Origin of the sequence: Klenkia sp. PcliD-1-E (assembly GCF_024124375.1) — a bacterium.
Classification (GTDB): Bacteria; Actinomycetota; Actinomycetes; order Mycobacteriales; family Geodermatophilaceae; genus Klenkia.
Map to the genome: position 1 here is coordinate 1 of NZ_JAMXRZ010000084.1, position 19,462 is coordinate 19,462.

At 75.0% G+C, this 19,462-nt stretch carries 15 protein-coding genes and 1 pseudogene; 11 read left to right on the top strand and 5 right to left on the bottom strand.

Going from position 1 to position 19,462, the window contains the following annotated elements; genetic code table 11:
* The 4 genes and pseudogenes from NH342_RS15910 to NH342_RS15925 all read left to right on the top strand — a co-directional run.
* Window positions 1-776: pseudogene (locus NH342_RS15910) on the top strand (VWA domain-containing protein); the annotation flags it as partial.
* Between the two features lie 47 nt (window positions 777-823).
* Window positions 824-2,410, top strand: a complete 1,587-nt coding sequence (locus tag NH342_RS15915; RefSeq protein ID WP_253016085.1) for a circularly permuted type 2 ATP-grasp protein — start codon at window positions 824-826, stop codon at window positions 2,408-2,410.
* Complete coding sequence (locus NH342_RS15920) at window positions 2,404-3,354, top strand: alpha-E domain-containing protein (protein ID WP_253016087.1); 951 nt, start codon at window positions 2,404-2,406, stop codon at window positions 3,352-3,354. The genes NH342_RS15915 and NH342_RS15920 overlap by 7 nt, the downstream gene beginning before the upstream one ends.
* 5 nt (window positions 3,355-3,359) lie before the next feature.
* A complete protein-coding gene (locus NH342_RS15925) occupies window positions 3,360-4,307 on the top strand; it encodes a transglutaminase family protein (protein WP_253016089.1) in 948 nt (315 codons plus the stop codon).
* On the opposite strand, the gene NH342_RS15930 is transcribed toward NH342_RS15925, so the two are convergent.
* Both NH342_RS15930 and NH342_RS15935 read right to left on the bottom strand, forming a co-directional pair.
* On the bottom strand, window positions 4,291-4,869 hold the full coding sequence (locus tag NH342_RS15930) for a hypothetical protein (RefSeq protein ID WP_253016091.1): 579 nt from the start codon (window positions 4,867-4,869) through the stop codon (window positions 4,291-4,293). The two genes, NH342_RS15925 and NH342_RS15930, sit on opposite strands and share 17 nt — an antisense overlap.
* A gap of 41 nt (window positions 4,870-4,910) precedes the next feature.
* The gene (locus NH342_RS15935) at window positions 4,911-5,813 is read right to left on the bottom strand and encodes a hypothetical protein (protein WP_253016093.1); all 903 of its coding nucleotides are present in this window, start codon (window positions 5,811-5,813) and stop codon (window positions 4,911-4,913) included.
* Window positions 5,814-5,876: 63 nt separating this feature from the next.
* Here NH342_RS15935 and NH342_RS15940 point away from each other — a divergent pair, with 63 nt between their 5' ends.
* Window positions 5,877-7,673: an ABC-F family ATP-binding cassette domain-containing protein gene (locus NH342_RS15940; protein ID WP_253016095.1), complete on the top strand. Its 1,797-nt coding sequence runs from the start codon at window positions 5,877-5,879 to the stop codon at window positions 7,671-7,673.
* 8 nt (window positions 7,674-7,681) lie between these two features.
* Here the strand turns inward: NH342_RS15940 and NH342_RS15945 are convergent, their stop codons facing one another.
* Window positions 7,682-8,050, bottom strand: a complete 369-nt coding sequence (locus tag NH342_RS15945) for a helix-turn-helix domain-containing protein (protein WP_253016097.1) — start codon at window positions 8,048-8,050, stop codon at window positions 7,682-7,684.
* A 68-nt stretch (window positions 8,051-8,118) separates the two neighbouring features.
* Between NH342_RS15945 and NH342_RS15950 the strand changes: the two genes are divergently transcribed.
* Genes NH342_RS15950 through mnhG form a run of 6 tightly spaced genes read left to right on the top strand, consistent with a single transcriptional unit; the run spans window position 8,119 to window position 14,491 of the window.
* Window positions 8,119-11,031, top strand: coding sequence for a Na+/H+ antiporter subunit A (locus tag NH342_RS15950; protein WP_253016099.1), 2,913 nt, complete (start codon window positions 8,119-8,121; stop codon window positions 11,029-11,031).
* A complete protein-coding gene (locus NH342_RS15955; protein ID WP_253016101.1) occupies window positions 11,028-11,627 on the top strand; it encodes a Na(+)/H(+) antiporter subunit C in 600 nt (199 codons plus the stop codon). Before NH342_RS15950 ends, NH342_RS15955 begins: the two co-directional genes overlap by 4 nt.
* Complete coding sequence (locus NH342_RS15960; protein ID WP_253016103.1) at window positions 11,627-13,207, top strand: Na+/H+ antiporter subunit D; 1,581 nt, start codon at window positions 11,627-11,629, stop codon at window positions 13,205-13,207. Before NH342_RS15955 ends, NH342_RS15960 begins: the two co-directional genes overlap by 1 nt.
* Window positions 13,204-13,776, top strand: coding sequence for a Na+/H+ antiporter subunit E (locus NH342_RS15965; protein ID WP_253016105.1), 573 nt, complete (start codon window positions 13,204-13,206; stop codon window positions 13,774-13,776). Before NH342_RS15960 ends, NH342_RS15965 begins: the two co-directional genes overlap by 4 nt.
* Window positions 13,773-14,099, top strand: coding sequence for a monovalent cation/H+ antiporter complex subunit F (locus NH342_RS15970; RefSeq protein ID WP_253016107.1), 327 nt, complete (start codon window positions 13,773-13,775; stop codon window positions 14,097-14,099). Before NH342_RS15965 ends, NH342_RS15970 begins: the two co-directional genes overlap by 4 nt.
* The gene (gene mnhG, locus NH342_RS15975; RefSeq protein ID WP_253016109.1) at window positions 14,096-14,491 is read left to right on the top strand and encodes a monovalent cation/H(+) antiporter subunit G; all 396 of its coding nucleotides are present in this window, start codon (window positions 14,096-14,098) and stop codon (window positions 14,489-14,491) included. Before NH342_RS15970 ends, mnhG begins: the two co-directional genes overlap by 4 nt.
* Before the next feature lie 3 nt (window positions 14,492-14,494).
* Here the strand turns inward: mnhG and NH342_RS15980 are convergent, their stop codons facing one another.
* Together NH342_RS15980 and NH342_RS15985 are read right to left on the bottom strand one after the other, a co-directional pair.
* The gene (locus tag NH342_RS15980; protein WP_253016111.1) at window positions 14,495-17,917 is read right to left on the bottom strand and encodes an error-prone DNA polymerase; all 3,423 of its coding nucleotides are present in this window, start codon (window positions 17,915-17,917) and stop codon (window positions 14,495-14,497) included.
* A 9-nt stretch (window positions 17,918-17,926) separates the two neighbouring features.
* Window positions 17,927-19,462: DNA polymerase Y family protein (locus NH342_RS15985; protein WP_253016113.1), on the bottom strand; the 1,536-nt coding region annotated here is incomplete at its 5' end.

Here is a 19,462-nt window from a genome sequence, read left to right on the forward strand (position 1 = left end):
TGCTGGACCGGCTCGACTCGGCCGCCGACGACGGCACCGCGGCCCGGGCCGCGGGCTGGCGCAACGCGGCCGGCCGGTCCGACGACGGCACCGACGCCCCACCCGCGCTGGTGCTCCCGGAGGAGCTGCTGACCGCCCTGCCCGGCCGGGTGGCCGACCTCGCCGTCCCCAGCCGGCTGCTGACCGTCGTCGACGTCAGCACGTCGATGTCGGTGCAGCTGGGCGCCGGCAGCCGGGCCACGCTGGCCCGCGACGCGCTGACCTCGGCGCTGGCGGTGCTCCCCGACCGCACCGTGGGGGCGCTGTGGGTGTTCGCCGCCGGGCTGGACGGCGACCAGGACTGGCGGGAGCTGGTGCCGGCGCGCCCCTTCGGCGCACCGGTGGACGGCGCGACCCAGCGCGAGGTGCTCGCCGGCCGGTTCGCCGAGCTGCCGGACCTGCTGACCGCCGGCGGCACCGGGCTGCACGACACGGTGCTGGCCGCGGTCCGGGCCGCCCGGGACGGGTACGACCCGGCCGCGGTGAACACCGTCGTGCTCATCACCGACGGCACCGACGACGACCCCTCCGGCATCGGCCGGCAGCAGCTGCTGGACACCCTGGCCGCCGAGGCCGACCCGGCGCGGCCGGTGCAGGTCGTCGCCGTCGGCATCGGGCCCGACGCCGACGTCGAGGCCCTGCAGGCCGTCGTCGAGGTCACCGGGGGCACCGCCCGTTCCGCCGTCGACCCCGGCGACCTGCAGACGGTGCTGTTCGAGGCCCTGCGGAACCGCTGACGCGCGTCGGAACGCGCCGTTCACAACCCCTGACTAGGTTCTCCGCCATGGCGGACCTCTTCGACGGCTACCCCCTCGGGGAGCAGTGGGACGAGATGTTCGGCGCGCCGGCCCAGCCGCGGCCCCCGTACGCCGGCCTCTTCGGCTCGCTGCAACCGATGTCGGGCGAGGAGCTGGCCACCCGCGCCGACGTGCTCAGCCAGACCTACCGCGACGCCGGGGTGACCTTCGCGCACGCCGGGGAGGAGCAGCCCTTCCCGCTGGACATCGTGCCGCGCATCATCGGCGCCGACGAGTGGGCGCACGTCGAGCGCGGGGTGGCCCAGCGGGTGCACGCGCTCGAGGCCTTCCTCGCCGACGTCTACGGCCCCGGCCAGGTGTTCGCCGACCGGGTCGTGCCGCGCAGCGTGATCACCACCAGCGCGCACTTCCACCGCGCCGCGCACGGCCTGGTCCCGCCCAACGGCGTGCGGGTGCACGTCTCGGGCATCGACCTGGTCCGCGACGAGGCCGGTGACTTCCGGGTGCTCGAGGACAACCTGCGCTCGCCCTCGGGCGTCAGCTACGTCATCACCAACCGGGCGGCGATGAGCCAGGTGCTGCCCGAGCTGTTCGGGGACCACCGCATCCAGCCGGTCTCGGACTACCCGACCAAGCTGCTCGCCGCGCTCAAGGCCGCCGCCCCGCCCTCGGTCAGCGACCCGGTGGTCGTCGTCCTCACCCCGGGCGTCTACAACTCCGCCTACTTCGAGCACGCCCTGCTCGCCCGCCAGATGGGCGTGGAGCTGGTCGAGGGCCGCGACCTGGTCTGCTCGGGCGGCCAGGTCAGCATGCGGACGACGGACGGCCAGCAGCGGGTCGACGTCATCTACCGGCGCATCGACGACGAGTTCCTGGACCCGGTGCACTTCCGCTCGGACTCCGTCATCGGCTGCGCCGGCGTGCTCAACGCCGCCCGGGCCGGCCGGGTGACCATCGCCAACGCGGTCGGCAACGGCGTCGCCGACGACAAGCTGATCTACACCTGGGTCCCCGACCTCATCCGCTACTACCTGGGCGAGGAACCGGTGCTGGCCAACGCCGACACCTACCGGCTCGACCACCGCGACGCCGTCGAGTGGGTGCTGGAGAACCTCCCCTCCCTCGTGCTCAAGCCGGTCGACGGCTCCGGCGGCAAGGGCATCGTCATCGGCCCCCGCGCCGACGAGCAGACCCTCGAGACGCTCGCGGTGAAGGTGCGGGAGAGCCCGCGCGACTGGATCGCGCAGAAGCCGATCGGGCTGTCGACGTCGCCGACGCTGATCAACGGCCGGATCGCCCCGCGCCACGTCGACCTGCGGCCCTTCGCGGTCAACGACGGCAAGGACGTGTGGGTGCTCCCGGGCGGGCTGACCCGGGTCGCACTGCCCGAGGGCGAGCTGGTGGTCAACTCCAGCCAGGGCGGCGGGTCGAAGGACACCTGGGTGATCTCCGGTCCCCGGCCGGCCGACGCACCGCCGCCGGACCGCACCCAGATCGAGTTCACCACCGCCGACCTGCCGGCCGAGCCGCCGGCCCAGGACCCCGGCCCGGCCAACGACAACGCGGTGGGCCAGGGTCAGCAGCAGCAACAGCAGGGGGTGCAGCCGTGCTGAGCCGGATCGCCGAGTCGCTGTTCTGGATCGGCCGCTACGTGGAGCGCGCCGACGACACCGCCCGGATCCTGGACGTGCACACCCAGCGGCTGGTCGAGGACCCCTGGATCGACGAGCGGCGCGCGTGCCACAACCTGCTCTCCCTCATGGGCATCCCCTGCGAGCCCGACGAGGCCGACACCGAGCGGGTGCTGGCCACCCTCGCCTTCGACCGGATCGCCCCCAGCTCGATCGTCGGCGCGCTGAGCGCGGCGCGGGAGAACGCCCGCGGGGCCCGCGAGGTGCTCTCGGCCGAGATCTGGGAGTCGCTGAACGTCACGCACAACGCGCTGCCGCAGCAGCGCACCATGGCCCGCCGCTACGGCCCGCACTCGCTGTTCCGGTTCGTCCGGGAACGCTCGGCGATGGTGTTCGGGCTGGCCGACGCCACGATGAGCCGCGACGAGAGCTGGCTGTTCCTCATCCTGGGCCGCTCGCTGGAGCGGGTCGACATGACCAGCCGGATGCTGTCCACCCGCGTGCTGGCCGGCGACGCCGCGCCGTCCTGGACGCTGGTGCTGCGCTCCACCGGTGCCTACGAGCCCTACCTGCGCACCTACCGGGGTGCGGTGAACTCCAGCCGGGCGGCGGAGTTCCTGCTGCTGGACCGGCTGTTCCCGCGGTCGGTGTTCGCCGCGCTGGAGCAGGCCGAGGGCTGCCTGGCCGAGCTGGAGCGCTCCAACGTCCGGGACGGCCACCGGATCGGCGTCGCCGGCGAGGCGCACCGCATCGTCGGCCGGGCCCGCACGATGCTGGAGTTCATGGGCACCGACGAGATCCTGGCCAAGCTGCCCACCCGCCTCGACGAGCTCCAGCGCACCTGCTCGGCCGCCAGTGAGGCCGTGACCAGCAGGTTCTTCACCGAGCAGGCGCCCCAGGTCTGGGTGCCGGAAGCCGTGGGGTGAGCGGGATGACCCAGTCGCAGTCCCAGCGGGCGCCCGAGCCCGTCACCGGTCCGCTGCCCCGGGCGGTGGCGCCGCAGACCACCCCGTCCGCCTCGGCGCCCCCCGGGGTGGAGCGGTGGCGGCTGCAGATCGTGCACCGCACGAAGTTCGCCTACGCCGGGCCGGTGCGCAGCTCCTACAACGAGGCCCGGATGACGCCGGAGAACTCGACCCGGCAGACCACCCTGCGCTCGCGGGTCGAGGTGGAGCCGGCCGCGACCATGCAGGCCTACCGCGACTACTGGGGCTCCACGGTCACCGCCTTCGACCTGCACGGCCCGCACCGCGAGCTGTCCCTGGTGGCCACGTCGGTGGTCGAGGCCGGTCCCGAGCCCGAGCAGGCCGCCGTCGTCGACTGGGCCGAGCTCGCCACCCCCGACGTCCTCGACCGGTTCGGCGAGATGCTCGCGCCCACCCGGCTCACCGCGATGGACGCCCCCGTCGTCCGGGCCGTCCGCGAGGCCGTCGGCGACGCCGACCCCCGCGAGGCCGGGTACCGGGTGTGCCGGTTCGTGCACGACCACATGCAGTACCTGTCCGGCTCCACCCACGTGAAGACCACCGCGATGCAGGCCTGGACGTCCGGCCGCGGGGTCTGCCAGGACATGGCGCACGTCTCGGTCGGCCTGCTGCGCGCGCTGGGCATCCCGTCCCGCTACGTCTCGGGCTACCTGCACCCCCGCCCGGCCGCGGCCATCGGCGAGCCGGTGAAGGGCGAGAGCCACGCCTGGGTCGAGTGGTGGGACGGCGCCTGGACCGGCTACGACCCCACCAACGTCGTCGAGGTCGCCACCCGGCACGTCACGCTGGGCCGCGGCCGCGACTACAAGGACGTGCCGCCGCTGAAGGGCATCTTCTCCGGCCCGCGCAGCGAGGGGCACTCGGTCGTCGTCGAGGTCACCCGCCTGGCCTGAGGTCCATCGGCGGGAGGTGGGCGGTGCGCTCGGGCACCCGGGACCGCCACCAGTCCGGGGCCGCGGCCAGCCAGGTGTCGCCGAGGTCGGTCAGCCGGCCGTCGCTGCGCAGCGACGCCCACCCGAAGGCCACCCGGACGCCGGCGGCCACCACCAGCAGCTTCGCGGCCACCCGCAGCCGGCGGTGCTCGGGTGCGACGAACACCTGGCCCACCACCCCGGTGGACGCCGTCCAGCGCACCGCGCCGACCTGGTTGGCCCAGCCGACGTCCAGGCGCGGCAGCACGTCCTCGCCGACCACCGCGCCGTCGTCCAGGTGCGCGGTGGAGAAGGCGACCAGGTCGACGTCCCCGCCGGCGGCCCCCGGCCCGGCCGCGCGCAGCACGCACCACAGGTGCGGGGCCCGGGGGGCGACGCCGGGGGAGACCAGCACCCGGGACGGCGCCCGCCCCGGCTGCGGCACGTGCGCCTCGACCTGCCAGCCCACCGGCTGGGCCGGGGGGCCGGGGAGGTCGACGACCGCGCCGTCGGGGAAGGCGTCGGAGGCGGTGCCGACCAGCACGTGCCCGGCGCCGACGGCGTGCCGGGCGTACCAGAGGGAGGTCAGCGGGCGGCCCGCCGACGCCCGAGCGCGACGGCACCGGCTCCGGCGGCGAGCAGCCCGCCGCCGACCAGCGCGGCCGGGACGGCGTCGAAGCCGGTGGTGGCCAGGGTCGGCGCGGCGGTGGCCGCCGGGGTCGCCGCAGACGGAACCACCGGGACGACGGGCGGGGCCGCCGCGGCGGGGTCGGACGCAGGCGCACCCGGGGCGGTCGACGGGTCGCCGGGCTGGCTGCCGGACAGCTGCACCAGCGGGTCGTAGAACACGATCGAGCCGATGGTGCCCGGGTTGTTCCACGGGGCTCCCGCGGCCGGCGCCGTCGACGGCGCGAACTCGAGCGGCCCCTCGAGGTCCGGGAACACGTCGACGTAGGACCCGGCGCCGTAGACGGTGTCGTCCGGCGCCGTCGGCAGGTCGAAGCGCTGCGAGGACGGCGGCTGCACCTGCTGCACCGTGAAGGTGTCGTCGGGGTCGATGCGCAGCAGGGTGGGCTGTCCCGTCGGCGTCCAGAGACCGGTGTCCTCGAAGGTGCACAGACCGGTCACGTCGGTGGTGCACGTCAGCACGGTCGGGCCGTCGTCGAAGGCGAAGGTGACCTCGACGACCGCGCCCGACATGTCCTCCTCCTCGGGGGCGTCCACACCCGGTTCGGGAGCCACCCGGATCTGCAGCTTGCCCATCCCGAAGTCCACCGGCTCCTCGGGCGTGCCCAGGTAGGAGGCGGGGGAGTTGGTCAGCACCACGGGCGCGGGGTCCGGGGCCTGCTCGGTGGTCTCGTCGACCGGGGCGGTCGGGTCGACCATCGCCGAGGCGGCCGGCGCGGTCACCGTGCCCAGGGCGGCGGTGGCGAGCAGCAGCCCGCCGACCTGGAGCGGACGGCGGGACAGGCGCGCGCGGGAGGTCACGCGCGCGTCATCGGCAGTCCGCACCCAGACCGTGACCCCGCACCTGGGACACTGGGCACCCTCATGACATCTCCGCTCAACCTGGTCTCCCTGGAACGCGTCTCCAAGGCCCACGGCACCACGGTCCTGCTCGACGACGTCTCCCTGGGCATCGCCGCGGGGGAGCGGATCGGCGTCGTCGGCCGCAACGGCGGCGGCAAGTCCACCCTGCTGTCGGTCATCACCGGCGCCGAGCCGCCCGACGAGGGCCGGGTGACCATGCGCGGCGGCACCGCGCTGGGCGTGCTGGACCAGAGCGGCACCCTCCCGCCGGGCGCGACGGTGCACGACGTCGTCCTCTCCGGTTTCGACGCCGAGCACGAGTGGGCAGCCGACGCCGCCGTCCGGTCGGTGCTCACCGGCCTGGAACTGGACCGGCTCGGCCTCGATGCGCCCGTCGCGCCGATGTCCGGTGGCGAGCGGCGCCGGGTCGCGCTGGCCGCGCAGCTGGTCCGCCCGCTGGACCTGCTGGTCCTCGACGAGCCCACCAACCACCTGGACGTCGAGGGCGTGGCCTGGCTGGCCGAGTACGTCAAGGCCCGCGCCGGCGGCCTGCTGGTGGTCACCCACGACCGCTGGTTCCTCGACGAGGTGTGCACGACCACGTGGGAGGTCGCCGACGGCTCGGTGCGCGCCTACGAGGGCGGGTACGCCGCCTACACCCTCGCCCGCGCCGAGCGTGCCCGGATCGCGAGCGTCACCGAGGAGCGGCGGCTCAACCTGGTCCGCAAGGAGCTGGCCTGGCTGCGCCGGGGCCCGCCGGCCCGCACCAGCAAGCCGAAGTTCCGGATCGAGGCGGCCCAGGCGCTCATCGCCGACGAGCCGCCGGCCCGGGACTCGATGCAGCTGGCGAACTTCGCCGCCCGCCGGCTGGGCAAGACCGTCTACGAGCTGGAGGACGTGGGCTACGCCGTCCCCACCGAGGACGGACCGCGCACCCTGTTCAGCCACCTGGACTGGAACGTCGGCCCCGGCGACCGGATCGGCGTGGTCGGCGTCAACGGCGCCGGCAAGACCTCGCTGCTCAAGCTGCTGGTCGGGGAGAACGAGCCCGACGCCGGCAGGGTCACGGTCGGCCAGACGGTGTCGGTGGCCTACCTGTCCCAGCACGTCACCGAGCTGCCCCCGGGGGCACGCGTGCTGGAGGCCGTGCAGGAGGTCTCCCGGATCGCCCGGCTCGGCAACCAGGAGGTGTCGGCCTCGACGCTGGCCGAGCGGTTCGGCTTCGCGGCCAACCGGCAGTGGACCCCGGTCGGCGACCTCTCCGGTGGCGAGCGGCGCCGGCTGCAGCTGCTGCGCCTGCTCATGGCCGAGCCGAACGTGCTGGTCCTGGACGAGCCGACCAACGACCTGGACATCGACACCCTCACCGCGCTGGAGGACCTGCTCGACGGGTTCCCCGGCACCGTGCTCGTGGTCAGCCACGACCGGTACTTCGTCGACCGGGTCTGCGACACCGTGGTGGCGCTGCTCGGCGACGGCTCGCTGGCCCAGCTCCCGGGCGGGGTCGAGGAGTACCTGCGCCGCCGCGCCGCGGGTCAGGCCCAGCTGTCCACCCCCTCCGGCGGTGGGTCGGCCGCCCCGGCCGCGCCCCAGGTCAGCGCGGCCGACACCCGGGCCGCCCGCAAGGAGGTCCAGAAGCTCGAGCGCCGCATGCTGAAGCTGGACGGCGAGGAGAAGAAGCTGCACGAGCAGCTGCTGGCCGCGGCCACCGACCACACCAAGGTGGCCGACCTCAACGCGCAGCTGCTGGCCGTGCAGGCCGAGAAGGACCAGGTCGAGACGGCCTGGCTGGAGGCCGCGGAGCTCGCCGAGGGCTGAGCGCCGGGTCAGTCGGGTGCGGGCTCCTCGTGGTGGCAGCGGCGCTGGTGCTCCAGCACGTCGTCGAGCTTGATCCGGCGGTGGCTGCCGGGCTGGTCGTAGGGGATCGCGCCGTGCTCCAGCAGCCGGACGACGGTGGGCCTGCTCACCCCGAGCAGGTCGGCCGCCTCCTGGGTGGTGAGCGTGCGCTCGTGCGGCACCAGGGTGACCGCGGCGCCGTGCGCGAAGGCCTCCACCGCCCTGACCAGCACCTCCGCCACCTCCTCGGGCAGCGCGACCGCGGTGCCGTCGGCGCCGTGCAGGGTCCACGGGCCGGGCGGCAGCTCGGGCGGCGACAGGGGCGGGTGCACCGTCGACTCGCGCATCCGGGACTCCACCGGCAGACTGTAAATCGAACGAAACGAACACGCGCGCCGATCGGCGTCCCGGACCCCGATGGAGACCCGTGGGCCTGCTCCTCCTCGCACACCTGGTGGCCGCCGTGCTGGCGCCCGTCCTGGTGCGCTGGTGGGGTCGCTCGGCCTACTACGCCCTCGCGCTGGTCCCCGCGGCCGGGTTCGGCTGGCTGCTGGCGCAGCTGTCGACCGTGCTCGACGGCGGCACCGTCGACGAGCGCACGACGTGGATCCCCGCGCTCGACCTGGACGTCACCCTGCGCCTGGACGTCCTCGCGCTGGCCGTCGCGGCCCTGGTCACCGGGGTCGGCGCCCTGGTGTTCGTCTACTGCGCCCGCTACTTCGAGCCAGGGGACGAGGGCCTGGGCCGGTTCGCGGGCGTGCTCATGGCGTTCGCGGGCTCCATGCTCGGCCTGGTCGTGGCCGACGACATGCTGCTGCTCTACGTGTTCTGGGAGCTCACCACCGTCTTCTCCTTCCTGCTGATCGGCGGCAGCGGCGCCAAGGTCGCCGGCCGCCGCGCCGCCCAGCAGGCGCTCGTCGTCACCACCGCCGGCGGGCTGGCGATGCTGGTCGGCCTGGTGATGGTCGGCCAGGCCAGCGGCAGCTACCTGCTGTCCGAGGTGGTGGCGAACCCCGGCAGCGGCCCGCAGGTGACCGCCGGAATCATGCTGGTGCTGGCCGGCGCGGTGACCAAGTCGGCGATGGTGCCCTTCCACTTCTGGCTGCCCGCCGCCATGGAGGCCCCCACACCCACCAGTGCCTACCTGCACGCCGCGGCGATGGTGAAGGCCGGCATCTACCTCGTCGCCCGGCTGGCCCCCGGCTTCGCCGACATCCCCGGGTGGAAGCCGGTGCTCATCGGACTGGGCCTGGCCACCATGCTGCTGGGCGGCTACCGGTCGCTGCGGCAGTACGACCTCAAGCTGCTGCTGGCCTTCGGCACGGTCAGCCAGCTGGGCTTCCTCATGGTCCTGCTGGGCACCGGCAGCCGGGAGGCCGCGGCGGCCGGTGTGGCCATGCTGCTGGCGCACGGGTTGTTCAAGTCCACCCTCTTCCTCTGCGTGGGCGTCGTCGACCACGCCTGCGGCACCCGCGACCTGCGCGAGATCTCCGGCCTGGGCCGCCGGCTGCCGGTGCTGGCGGTCACCGCCGGGCTGGCAGCGGCGTCGATGGCCGGGCTGCCGCCGCTGCTGGGGTTCGTGGGCAAGGAGGCGGCCTTCACCGCGTTCCTGGACGGCGGCCTGGAGTCGCGGACCTGGGCGCTGCTCACGCTGCTGGGCCTGGTCCTCGGGTCGGTGCTCACCGTCGCCTACACCGCCCGCTTCCTGTGGGGTGCCTTCGGCAGCGGGGGAGCGGTCCGCCGCTGCGCCGACGGGGAGCCCGTGCCCGCGCGCCTGCACCGGCCCGGCCCGGCCTTCCTCGCCGCACCCGTGGTCCTCGCCGTCCTCTGCCTGCTCGGCGGGCCCTTCTCCGCCCTCCTCGAGCCGCTGGTCGCGCCCTACGCCGACACCCTGCCGCTGGTCGCGGAGGAGGCCGAGGGGCTCAAGCTCTGGCACGGCCTGCAGCCGGCCCTGCTCCTGTCACTGGTCACCGTGCTCGGCGGCCTCGCGCTGTTCACCGGCCGGGACGCGGTCGCCCGCCTGCAGCGCCGGCTGGCCGTCGACGCCTCCGCCGACGAGGGCTACTGGCACACCATGCGCGGGCTGGACAAGGTGGCCCAGACCAGCACCCGCTCCACCCAGCGCGGGTCGCTGCCCACCTACCTGGGCGTCGTCCTCACCGTGCTGGTGCTGCTGCCGGGCACGGTGCTGGTGTTCCGCGCGCCGTGGCCGGACGCCGTCCGGCCCTGGGACAGCCCGGTGCAGGCCGTCGTGGGCCTGGTCGTCCTGGGCGCGGCCGCGCTGGCGGTGCGGATCCGGCAGCGGCTGTCCGCCGTGCTCGTCGTCGGCGTCACCGGCTACGGCGTCGGCGTGCTGTTCGCCCTGCAGGGCGCCCCCGACCTCGCGCTCACCCAGTTCCTGGTCGAGACGCTCACCCTGGTCACCTTCGTGCTGGTGCTGCGCAAGCTGCCCAAGGACATCTCCGAGCGGCACCGCGCGAAGGAGCGCACCGCCCGCGGGGTCATCGCCCTCGCCGTCGGCGCGCTCATGGCCGGCGTCGGCGTCGTCGCCCTCGGCGCCCGGACGGCGACGCCGGTCTCGGTCGACTTCCCCGAGCAGGCCTACTCCTTCGGCGGCGGCGAGAACGTCGTCAACGTCACCCTGGTCGACATCCGCGCCTGGGACACCCTGCTGGAGATCTCGCTGCTGGTCGTGGTGGCCACCGGCGTCGCCAGCCTGGTGTTCCTCCGGCAGCGCACCGGCGCGGTCGCCCGGGCCACCGGCGACACCGCCCGGTCGGCCCGGGGCCGCCGCGCCCCGCGGGACCGCTGGCTGGCCGCCAGCGCCACGCTCTCGCCGCAGCGGCGCTCGGTGGTGCTGGAGGTCATCACCCGGGTGCTGTTCCACACGATCGCCGTGCTCAGCGTGTACCTGCTGTTCAGCGGTCACAACGCGCCCGGCGGCGGGTTCGCCGGCGGCCTGGTCGCCGGGCTCGCGCTCGTGCTGCGCTACCTGGCCGGGGGGCGCTACGAGCTCGGCGAGGCCGCCCCGGTGGACCCCGGCAAGCTGCTCGGGTCCGGTCTGCTGCTGGCCGGCACCACCGGCATCGCTGGCCTGGTCCTGGGCGTCGACGCGCTGCAGACCACCATCCTGGAGGCCACCCTGCCGGTCCTGGGCGACGTCAAGCTGGTGACCTCGCTGTTCTTCGACACGGGCGTCTACCTCATCGTCGTGGGGCTGGTGCTCGACGTGCTGCGCAGCCTCGGCGCCCAGGTCGACGTCGACGACGAGCACGGCGGCGAGGACGACGACCCGGCCGAGGGCCAGGCGCTGGCCACCTCCGCGGGGGGTGCCCGGTGACCCCGACCGTCGTCCTGCCGATCATCATCGGCGGCCTCTACGCCGCCGGGGTCTACCTGCTGCTCGACCGCAGCCTCACCCGGGTGCTGCTGGGCTTCCTGCTGCTGGGCAACGCGACCAACGTGCTGATCCTGTCCGCCGGCGGGGTGGCCGGGCTCGCCCCGATCCTCCCGGTGGACGACCTCGGCGACATCAGCGACCCGCTGCCGCAGGCGCTGGTGCTCACCGCCATCGTGATCACCTTCGGCATCTCCGCCTTCGTGCTGGCGATGATCTACCGCTCCTGGCGGCTGGTCCGCGACGAGGTCGTGCAGGACGACGCCGAGGACCTGAGGGTGGCCACCCGGGAGGAGGTCGACGCCGACGAGCGCGACCCCGAGGACATGCCCCTGGCCGACCGCGGCCCCGGGGACGGGTTCACCGTCGAGCGCGAGCCGCTGGCCGGGGAGGGCGCGCCGCCGCCGTCCGACGACGTCGCGCTGAGCCTGGCGGAGCAGGAGGCGGCCGAGAACGAGTCCGCCGAGGCCCGCGCCGCCGGCGACCCCGGCCGCACACCCGCGGGCGGACGCCCCGTCGACCGGAGGGAGGAGCACTGATGGGGGACCTCATCCGCGTGCTCACCCCGCTGCCGGTGCTGCTGCCGCTGCTGGGTGCCGCCGGCGCCCTGCTGGTCGGCCGGCACCCCCGCACCCAGCGGACGCTGTCGATCCTGGTGCTCTCGGGCGTGCTGGCCGTGTCGGTCGCGCTGCTCGTGCTCGCCGACGACCAGGGGGCCACCTCGGTCTCGGTCGGCGGCTGGCCGGTGCCGCTGGGCATCGTGCTGGTGGTCGACCGGCTCTCGGCGCTGATGCTGGTGGTCGCCAACACCGTCACCCTCGGCGTGCTGGTGTTCGCCGTCGGGCAGGGTGTCGCCGACGGCGACGAGACCGACACCCCGCTGTCGATCTTCCACCCGACCTACCTGGTGCTGGTCGCCGGCGTGAGCAACGCCTTCCTGGCCGGGGACCTGTTCAACCTCTACGTGGGCTTCGAGGTGCTGCTGGCCGCCAGCTACGTGCTGCTCACCCTGGGCGGCACCGCGGGTCGCATCCGGGCCGGCATCACCTACGTGGTGGTCAGCCTGATGAGCTCGCTGGTGTTCCTCGCGGCCGTCGCGCTGGTCTACGCCGCCACCGGCACGGTGAACATGGCGCAGCTCGCCGTCCGGCTCGGGGAGCTGCCCGCCGGTACCCAGCTGCTGCTGCAGTCGATGCTGCTGGTCGCCTTCGGCATCAAGGCAGCGGTCTTCCCGCTGTCGGCCTGGCTCCCCGACAGCTACCCGACCGCGCCGGCGCCGGTCACCGCGGTGTTCGCGGGTCTGCTCACCAAGGTGGGCGTCTACGCGATCATCCGGACGAACACGCTGCTGTTCCCCTCCGGTGCGCTGGACGACGTCCTCATGTGGGCGGCGCTGGCCACGATGGTGATCGGGATCCTGGGTGCGGTCGCGCAGACCGACGTCAAGCGGATGCTGTCGTTCACCCTGGTCAGCCACATCGGCTACATGGTGTTCGGCATCTCGCTCGGGACGGCGGCCGGGCTGGCCGGCGCGGTGTTCTACGTCGTCCACCACATCGCCATCCAGACCACCCTGTTCCTGGCCACCGGTCTGGTCGAGCGGCGCGGCGGCACGACCAACACCGAGAAGCTGGGCGGGCTGGCCAAGGCCTCGCCGCTGCTGGCGGTCCTGTTCTTCGTGCCGGCGATGAACCTCGCCGGGATCCCGCCCCTGTCGGGCTTCATCGGCAAGCTCGGGCTCATCGAGGCCGGCGTCGCGCTGGGCGGGGTCGGCCCCTCCGTGCTGGTCGGCGGCGCGGTGGTCACCAGCCTGCTCACCCTGGTCGCCGTCGCCCGCGTGTGGGGCAGGGCGTTCTGGCGGCCGCGCGCCGTCGACACCGCCGACGAGGACCTCGAGACCGTCCGCCCCGCGGCCGGCACCTCGGCCACCACCGCGCAGCTGCAGGAGAACCGGCTGCCGGCCACGATGGTCGCGGCCACCGCGGGCTTCGTCGTCCTCACCCTGGCGCTGACCGTCTTCGGCGGGGTGCTCTACGGCGTCGCCGACCGGGCCTCGGTCGACCTGCTCGACCGCACGCCCTACCTGGAGTCGGTGTTCGGCCTCGAGGTGGTCCGGTGACCGCGCGGGTGCGCCGGCTGCGGCAGCAGGGGCCGCTGCTGGTCTGGCTGGTGCTGGTCTGGAACCTGCTGTGGGGGACCTTCTCCTGGGCGAACCTGCTCGGCGGGCTGGCGGTCGCCGTCGCGGTCACCACGCTGCTGCCGCTGCCGCCGGTGGCCCTCGGGGGCCGCGTCCGGCCGGTCGCCGCCTTCCGGTTCCTCGGCACGTTCCTGGCCGACCTGGTGGTGTCCAGCGTCGAGGTGTCCTGGCTGGCCTTCAAGCCCGGTGCGTACCGCTCGGCGATCATCACCGTGCAGCTGCGCACCGACTCCGACGTGCTGCTCACCGTCATCGCCGAGGCGCTGTCGCTGGTCCCCGGCACGCTGGTGCTGGACCTGGACCGGGAGAACCGCCTGATGGCGGTGCACGTGATGCAGGTCCGCGACGCCGCGCACGTGGAGCGGCAGCGGGCGGGGGTGCTGGTCATGGAGGACCGCGTCGTGCGGGCCTTCGGCTCGGCCGAGGACATCGAGCGCCTCGACGACCCGAGCACCGACACACCGGAGACCGAGGGGGTGGGCCGCCGATGACCGTCGTCGCGGTCGTGTGCTTCGCGCTGCTGGGCGCGGGCGCGCTGCTGATCCTGGCCCGGCTGGCGATCGGGCCCTCCCTGCTGGACCGGGTGGTGTCCACCGACGCCCTGCTGATCACCATCGCCTGCGGCATCGCGGTCTACTGCGCTGTCTACCGGGACATCTCGCTGGAACCGGTGCTGCTGGTGGTGGCGCTGCTGGCCTTCGTCGGCTCGGTGTCGGTGGCCCGCTACATCGGCGGCATGCTGGTCCGCGCCGAGGAGTCCCCGGCGGGGAACACGGCGCGGGACGCGGCACAGGATGCGGGGGACCGGTCGTGAGCATCGCCGACGTCGTCGCCTCGGTGTGCCTGGTCGCCGGCAGCTTCCTGTGCCTGACCGCCGGGCTGGGCCTGGTCCGCTTCCCCGACGTGCTCAACCGGATGCACGCCGCCACCAAGCCGCAGGTGCTCGGCGTCCTGCTGGTGATGACCGGTGCGGTCATCCGGCTCACCGGCCAGCCCATCGTCTGGATGCTGGTGCTGGTCGGGGTCTTCCAGCTGCTCACCGCCCCGGTCAGCGCCCACCTGGTCAGCCGGGTGGCCTACCGCCGCCGGCACGTGCGCCGCGACCTGCTGGTGGTCGACGAGCTCGGGGTGCCCGGCCCGCCGGCCGCGCAGGACGACGCCCGGGCCGACGAGCCCGCCGAGGGCCCGGAGCGCACCGGCCGCTGATGCTCAGCGGAAGTCGCGGGACGTCGTCCGGGCGGTGATCGCCAGCTTCTCCAGCCGCTCGGCGACCAGGTTCACCACGCCCTCGGTGCGCTCCAGCCGGCCGTGCACCACCAGCGCCGAGGACTCCCGCGCCACCCGCCGGTACCGGGCCCACACCCCGGTGGACACGATGACGTTCACCAGCCCGGTCTCGTCCTCCAGGTTGAGGAACGTGGTGCCCCCCGCCGTCGCCGGTCGCTGCCGGTGGGTGACCACCCCGCCGACCCGCACCCGCGAGCCCGAGGTCGCGGTGAGCAGGCCCGACGCCGGCAGCGCCCCCGCGGCGTCGAGCTGGTCGCGCACGTGCTGCACCGGGTGGCTGGCCGGGGAGATGGCGGTGGCCCACAGGTCGGCCATCGTCTCCTCGGCGGGGCTCATGCCCGGCAGCATGGGCGGTGGCTCCACCACCCCCGAGCCGGGCAGCCGGTCGGCCCGCTCCTGCGCCGCCCGGCCGGCCTCCCACAGCGCCTGCCGGCGGGTCAGGCCCAGCCCGTCGAAGGCGCCGGCGGTGGCCAGCGCCTCCAGCTGCGGGGTGGTCAGCCCGGTGCGCAGCACCAGGTCGGCCAGCGAGGTGAACGGCCCGCCTTCGTCGCGGGCGGCCACCACCCGCTCGGCGTCGGCCTCCCCGATCGAGCGCACCCCGGCCAACCCCAGCCGGACGGCGAACCCCTCGTCGAGGCGGTGGTCGGCGGTGTCGAAGGGGGCGTGCGGGTCGAACTCCCCGGTCGGCGGCTGGTCCGGCGCCCGGCACGCGGCGGGACCGGCGGGCCGCGGGCCACCGTCGTCCTCGCGCTCGAGGTCGGCGTGCACCCGGGACCGCAGGACGTCGGGGGTGAGCACCTGCACGCCGTGCCGGCGGGCGTCGGCGACCAGGGTCTGCGGGGAGTAGAAGCCCATCGGCTGGGCGCGCAGCAGCGCGGCCAGGAACGCCGCCGGGTAGTGCAGCTTGAACCAGCTGGAGGTGTAGACCAGCAGCGCGAAGCTGATCGAGTGGCTCTCGGCGAAGCCGAAGTTCGCGAACGCCTCGATCTTGGCGTAGATGCTCTCGGCCAGCTCCCCGGTGATGCCGTGCGAGGCCATCCCGGCGAACAGCGTGGCCCGCAACGACGCGATCTTCTCCTTGCCCCGCTTGGAGCCCATCGCCCGGCGCAGCAGGTCGGCGTCGTCGCCGCTGCACCCGCCCACCGCGACGGCGATCTGCATGAGCTGCTCCTGGAACAGCGGGATGCCCAGGGTGCGGGCCAGCACCGGCTCCAGCAGCGGGTGCGGGTAGGTGACCGGCTCCTGGCCCAGCTTGCGCCGGATGAACGGGTGCACCGCACCGCCCTGGATGGGCCCGGGCCGGATGAGGGCGATGTCGATGACCAGGTGGTAGAACTCGCGCGGCTGCAGCCGGGGCAGGGTGCCCATCTGCGCGCGGCTCTCGACCTGGAACACCCCGACCGAGTCCGCCCGGCAGAGCATGTCGTACACGCCGGGCTCCTCCTTGGGCACCGAGTCCAGCGTCCAGCGCTCGCCGGTGTGCTCGGCGACCAGGTCGAAGCAGTACTGCAGCGCGGCCAGCATGCCCAGCCCCAGCAGGTCGAACTTGACCAGCCCCATCGCCGCGCAGTCGTCCTTGTCCCACTGCAGGACGGTGCGCTGCTCCTTGCGGGCGTGCTCGATCGGGCAGACCTCACCGACCGGCCGGTCGGTGAGCACCATGCCGCCGGAGTGGATGCCCAGGTGCCGCGGGAAGCCCAGCAGCTGCTCGGCCATCTCCACCACCGCCGGCGGGATGTCGTGCTCGTCGGTGGTGGCCACCGACCCCCACGTCTCGACCTGCTTGGACCAGGCGTCCTGCTGGCCGGTGCTGTAGCCCAGCGCCTTGGCCACGTCCCGCACGGCCAGCTTGGGCCGGTAGGTGATCACGTTGGCCACCTGCGCGGCGTTGCGCCGGCCGTAGCGGCCGTAGACGTACTGGATGACCTCCTCGCGGCGGTCGGAGTCGAAGTCGACGTCGATGTCGGGCTCCTCGTCGCGGGTGGTGGACAGGAACCGCTCGAAGGGCAGCCCGAAGCGCACCGGGTCGACCGCGGTGATCTCCAGCAGGTAGCAGACCAGCGAGTTCGCCGCCGACCCGCGGCCCTGGCAGAGGATGCCGCGCTGCCGGGCGAAGGCGACCAGGTCGTGGACGATGAGGAAGTAGCCGGGGAAGTCCTTGGCCTCGATGACGTCGAGCTCGCGGTCGACCCGCCGGGCGTAGTCGCGCTCGAAGGCCGCCGACCAGGTGCCCGGCGGCCCGAACCGCGCGGCCGCGCCCCGGGCGACCAGCTCGCGCAGCCAGCTCATCGGGGTGTGCCCGGGCGGCAGGTCCATCCGGGGCAGCCGCGGGCGGGCCAGCTCCAGCGGGAAGGCCAGCTCGTCGGCGATCTGCACCGACCGGGCCACCGCCCCCGGGTATCGGGCGAACCGGGCAGCCATCTCCGCCCCCGACCGCAGGTGCGCGGCCCCCGTGGCGGGCAGCCAGCCGTCGATGCCGGTCAGGTCCCGCCGCGCCCGGACGGCGGCCAGCGCCCCGGCCAGCCGCCGCCCGTCGGGGGTGGCCACGTGCACGTTGCCGGTGGCCACCACCGGCACCCCGGCCGCCGCGGCCAGCCCGGCGACGGCGTCGTTGGTGCGGGAGTCGGTGGGGTGGCCGTGGTCGAACAGCTCGGCGACCACGTGGTCGCGACCGAACAGCGCGGTGAGCCGGTCCAGCTCGGCGGCCGCGGCGTCCGGGCCGCCGGTGGCCAGCGCGCTGCGCACGGTGCCCTTGCGGCAGCCGGTGAGCACCAGCCAGTCACCGGCGGCGTCGGCGGCCAGCTCCTCCAGGTCGTGGACCGGTCGGCCCTTCTCCGCCCCGCGCAGCTGGGCGCGGGTGATCGCCGCGGCCAGCCGGTGGTACCCGGCGGTGCCGCGGGCCAGCACCAGCAAGTGGGTGCCCTCGGGGTCGGCGACGCCGTTCTGCGGACCGGTCAGCCCCAGCGACAGCTCGGCGCCCACCACGGTGCGCAGGCCGTGCGCCCGGGCGGCCTCGGCGGCGCGGACCACGCCGTAGAACCCGTCGTGGTCGGTGACCGCCAGCGCCGACAGCCCCAGCCGCACCGCCTCGGCGACCAGGTCCTCGGGGTGGCTGGCGCCGTCGAGGAAGCTGAAGTTGGTGTGGCAGTGCAGCTCGGCGTAGGGCACCACCGGCTGCGCGGGGGGCTGGGGCAGCAGGTCGGCCGGCGGGACGTAGGGCTGCCGCTTGCGCGACCAGGCCGGGCTGTCGCCGCCGTCGCCCTGCTCGGGCCGGCCGGGCCGGTGCCGGTCGGAGAGCTTGCGCTCGAGCTCCGACCACGGGATGGGCGGGTTCTGCCAGCCCATCAGCGTGCCTCAGTCATACCGGGCCTCGACCCACCAGTGGCCGGCCGACACCAGCAGCAGCCAGGCGCTGCCGTCGACGCCGACCACCTGCAGCCGGGCCAGGAAACCGGTGGGGGAGCCGGCGGGGTGGCTGCGGATGTCGTCGGTCCACCAGCGCTCGTCGGCCGGCCACGGCCCCGCCCACGCCTGCACCGGCTGCCAGCCCACCGGCCAGCCGGCGGCCGGGCGGCCACCCTCGTCGACCCGGAACCGGGCCGGTGGGACCGACAGCGTGCCCCGCTCGTCCAGGACGGCGGGGGAGCCGGCGGCGCCGACGACGGTGGCCTGCGCGGGTCGGGTGAGCACCGTGGAGGGCAGCGGGGGTGGCAGCCGGCCCGGCCACGGCGGCTCGGCGGGTCGGGTGGGCACCGGCCGGTCGCCCCAGGGCACGAAGGTGGTGCGGTCGGCCGGCCCGCGCCCGCCGCCGACGACGCTGGTGCCCACCGCGCGGTGGCCCAGCCGGCTCTGCACCCGGGTCAGCGCCTGGTGCACGTGGTCGTCGGGGCCGCCGCCCCACAGACCCTCGGTGTGCGCGCCCTGCGGCTCGACGTCCTCGGGCAGCAGGTCGACCCGGGCGACCGGCGCACCCAGCCCGCCGCCGGCCAGCTGCCAGCGCACCCGGTCGAGCACGTCGGCGGCGGTGAAGAAGCGGGGGTGCAGCCAGCGGCGGGAGACCGCCCCGCCGAGGTCGTCGGTGAGCTCGACCCGCAGGCCGGTGCAGACCAGCACCTGGCCGGCCAGCCCGGCGACCAGCTGCTCGGCGGCCGGGCGCAGGGTGGCCACGACCTGGTCGGCGCGGTCCAGCGGTGGGTCGAGCTCGACGGTGCGGCCGAGCTCGGGCAGCGGGGCGCGCCCGCCGGCGGCGGCCACGTCCTCGCCGCGGGCCAGCCGGTGGGCCCGGTCGCCGGAGGCGCCGAAGCGGGCCAGCACGTCGCCGGGTGACAGGTCGGCGAAGGCCCCCACGGTGCGCAGGCCCAGCCGGCGCAGCAGGTCGGGGGCGTCGGGGTCGAGCACCGGGGCCAGCACCTCGACCGGCAGGCCGGCCAGGAACGGCCGGTCGCCGCCGGCGGGCACCACCTGGTAGCCGGGCAGCCGCTCGGCGGTGCGGGCGGCCTGCTCGGCGCTGAACGGGCCGTCGGCCACCCCGGCACGCGCGTCGGGGACGCCGGCCTGCTCCAGCACGTCGAGCAGCACGGCCGCGGCCGCCGTCTCCCCGCCGAGGTAGCTCGCCGACCCGCGGGCGGGGACCGCGCAGGTGCCCGGGCGGAGCACCTGCACCCCGGGGGCGACCGCCTCGACCGCGCGCAGCACCGGCTCGAAGGCCCGCGCCTCGGCGCCCGGGTCGTGCCGCAGCACCACCAGCTCGGCGCACCGGGACTGCGCCTCGCGCACCCGCAGCCCGCGGCTCACCCCGGCCGCACGGGCGGCGGGGGAGACGGCCAGCACCTGCCCGCGGTCGACGACGGCGACCAGCCGCCGGCCCGGCCCGCCGCGACCGGTGCCCTG

Coding starts and splice junctions, on each gene's coding strand:
- NH342_RS15925 (WP_253016089.1), top strand. CDS start 3,360: ATGACCCAGTCGCAGTCCCAGCGGGCGCCCGAGCCCGTCACCGGTCCG.
- NH342_RS15960 (WP_253016103.1), top strand. CDS start 11,627: ATGGGGGACCTCATCCGCGTGCTCACCCCGCTGCCGGTGCTGCTGCCG.
- NH342_RS15915 (WP_253016085.1), top strand. CDS start 824: ATGGCGGACCTCTTCGACGGCTACCCCCTCGGGGAGCAGTGGGACGAG.
- NH342_RS15970 (WP_253016107.1), top strand. CDS start 13,773: ATGACCGTCGTCGCGGTCGTGTGCTTCGCGCTGCTGGGCGCGGGCGCG.
- NH342_RS15980 (WP_253016111.1), bottom strand. CDS start 17,917: ATGGGCTGGCAGAACCCGCCCATCCCGTGGTCGGAGCTCGAGCGCAAG.
- NH342_RS15940 (WP_253016095.1), top strand. CDS start 5,877: ATGACATCTCCGCTCAACCTGGTCTCCCTGGAACGCGTCTCCAAGGCC.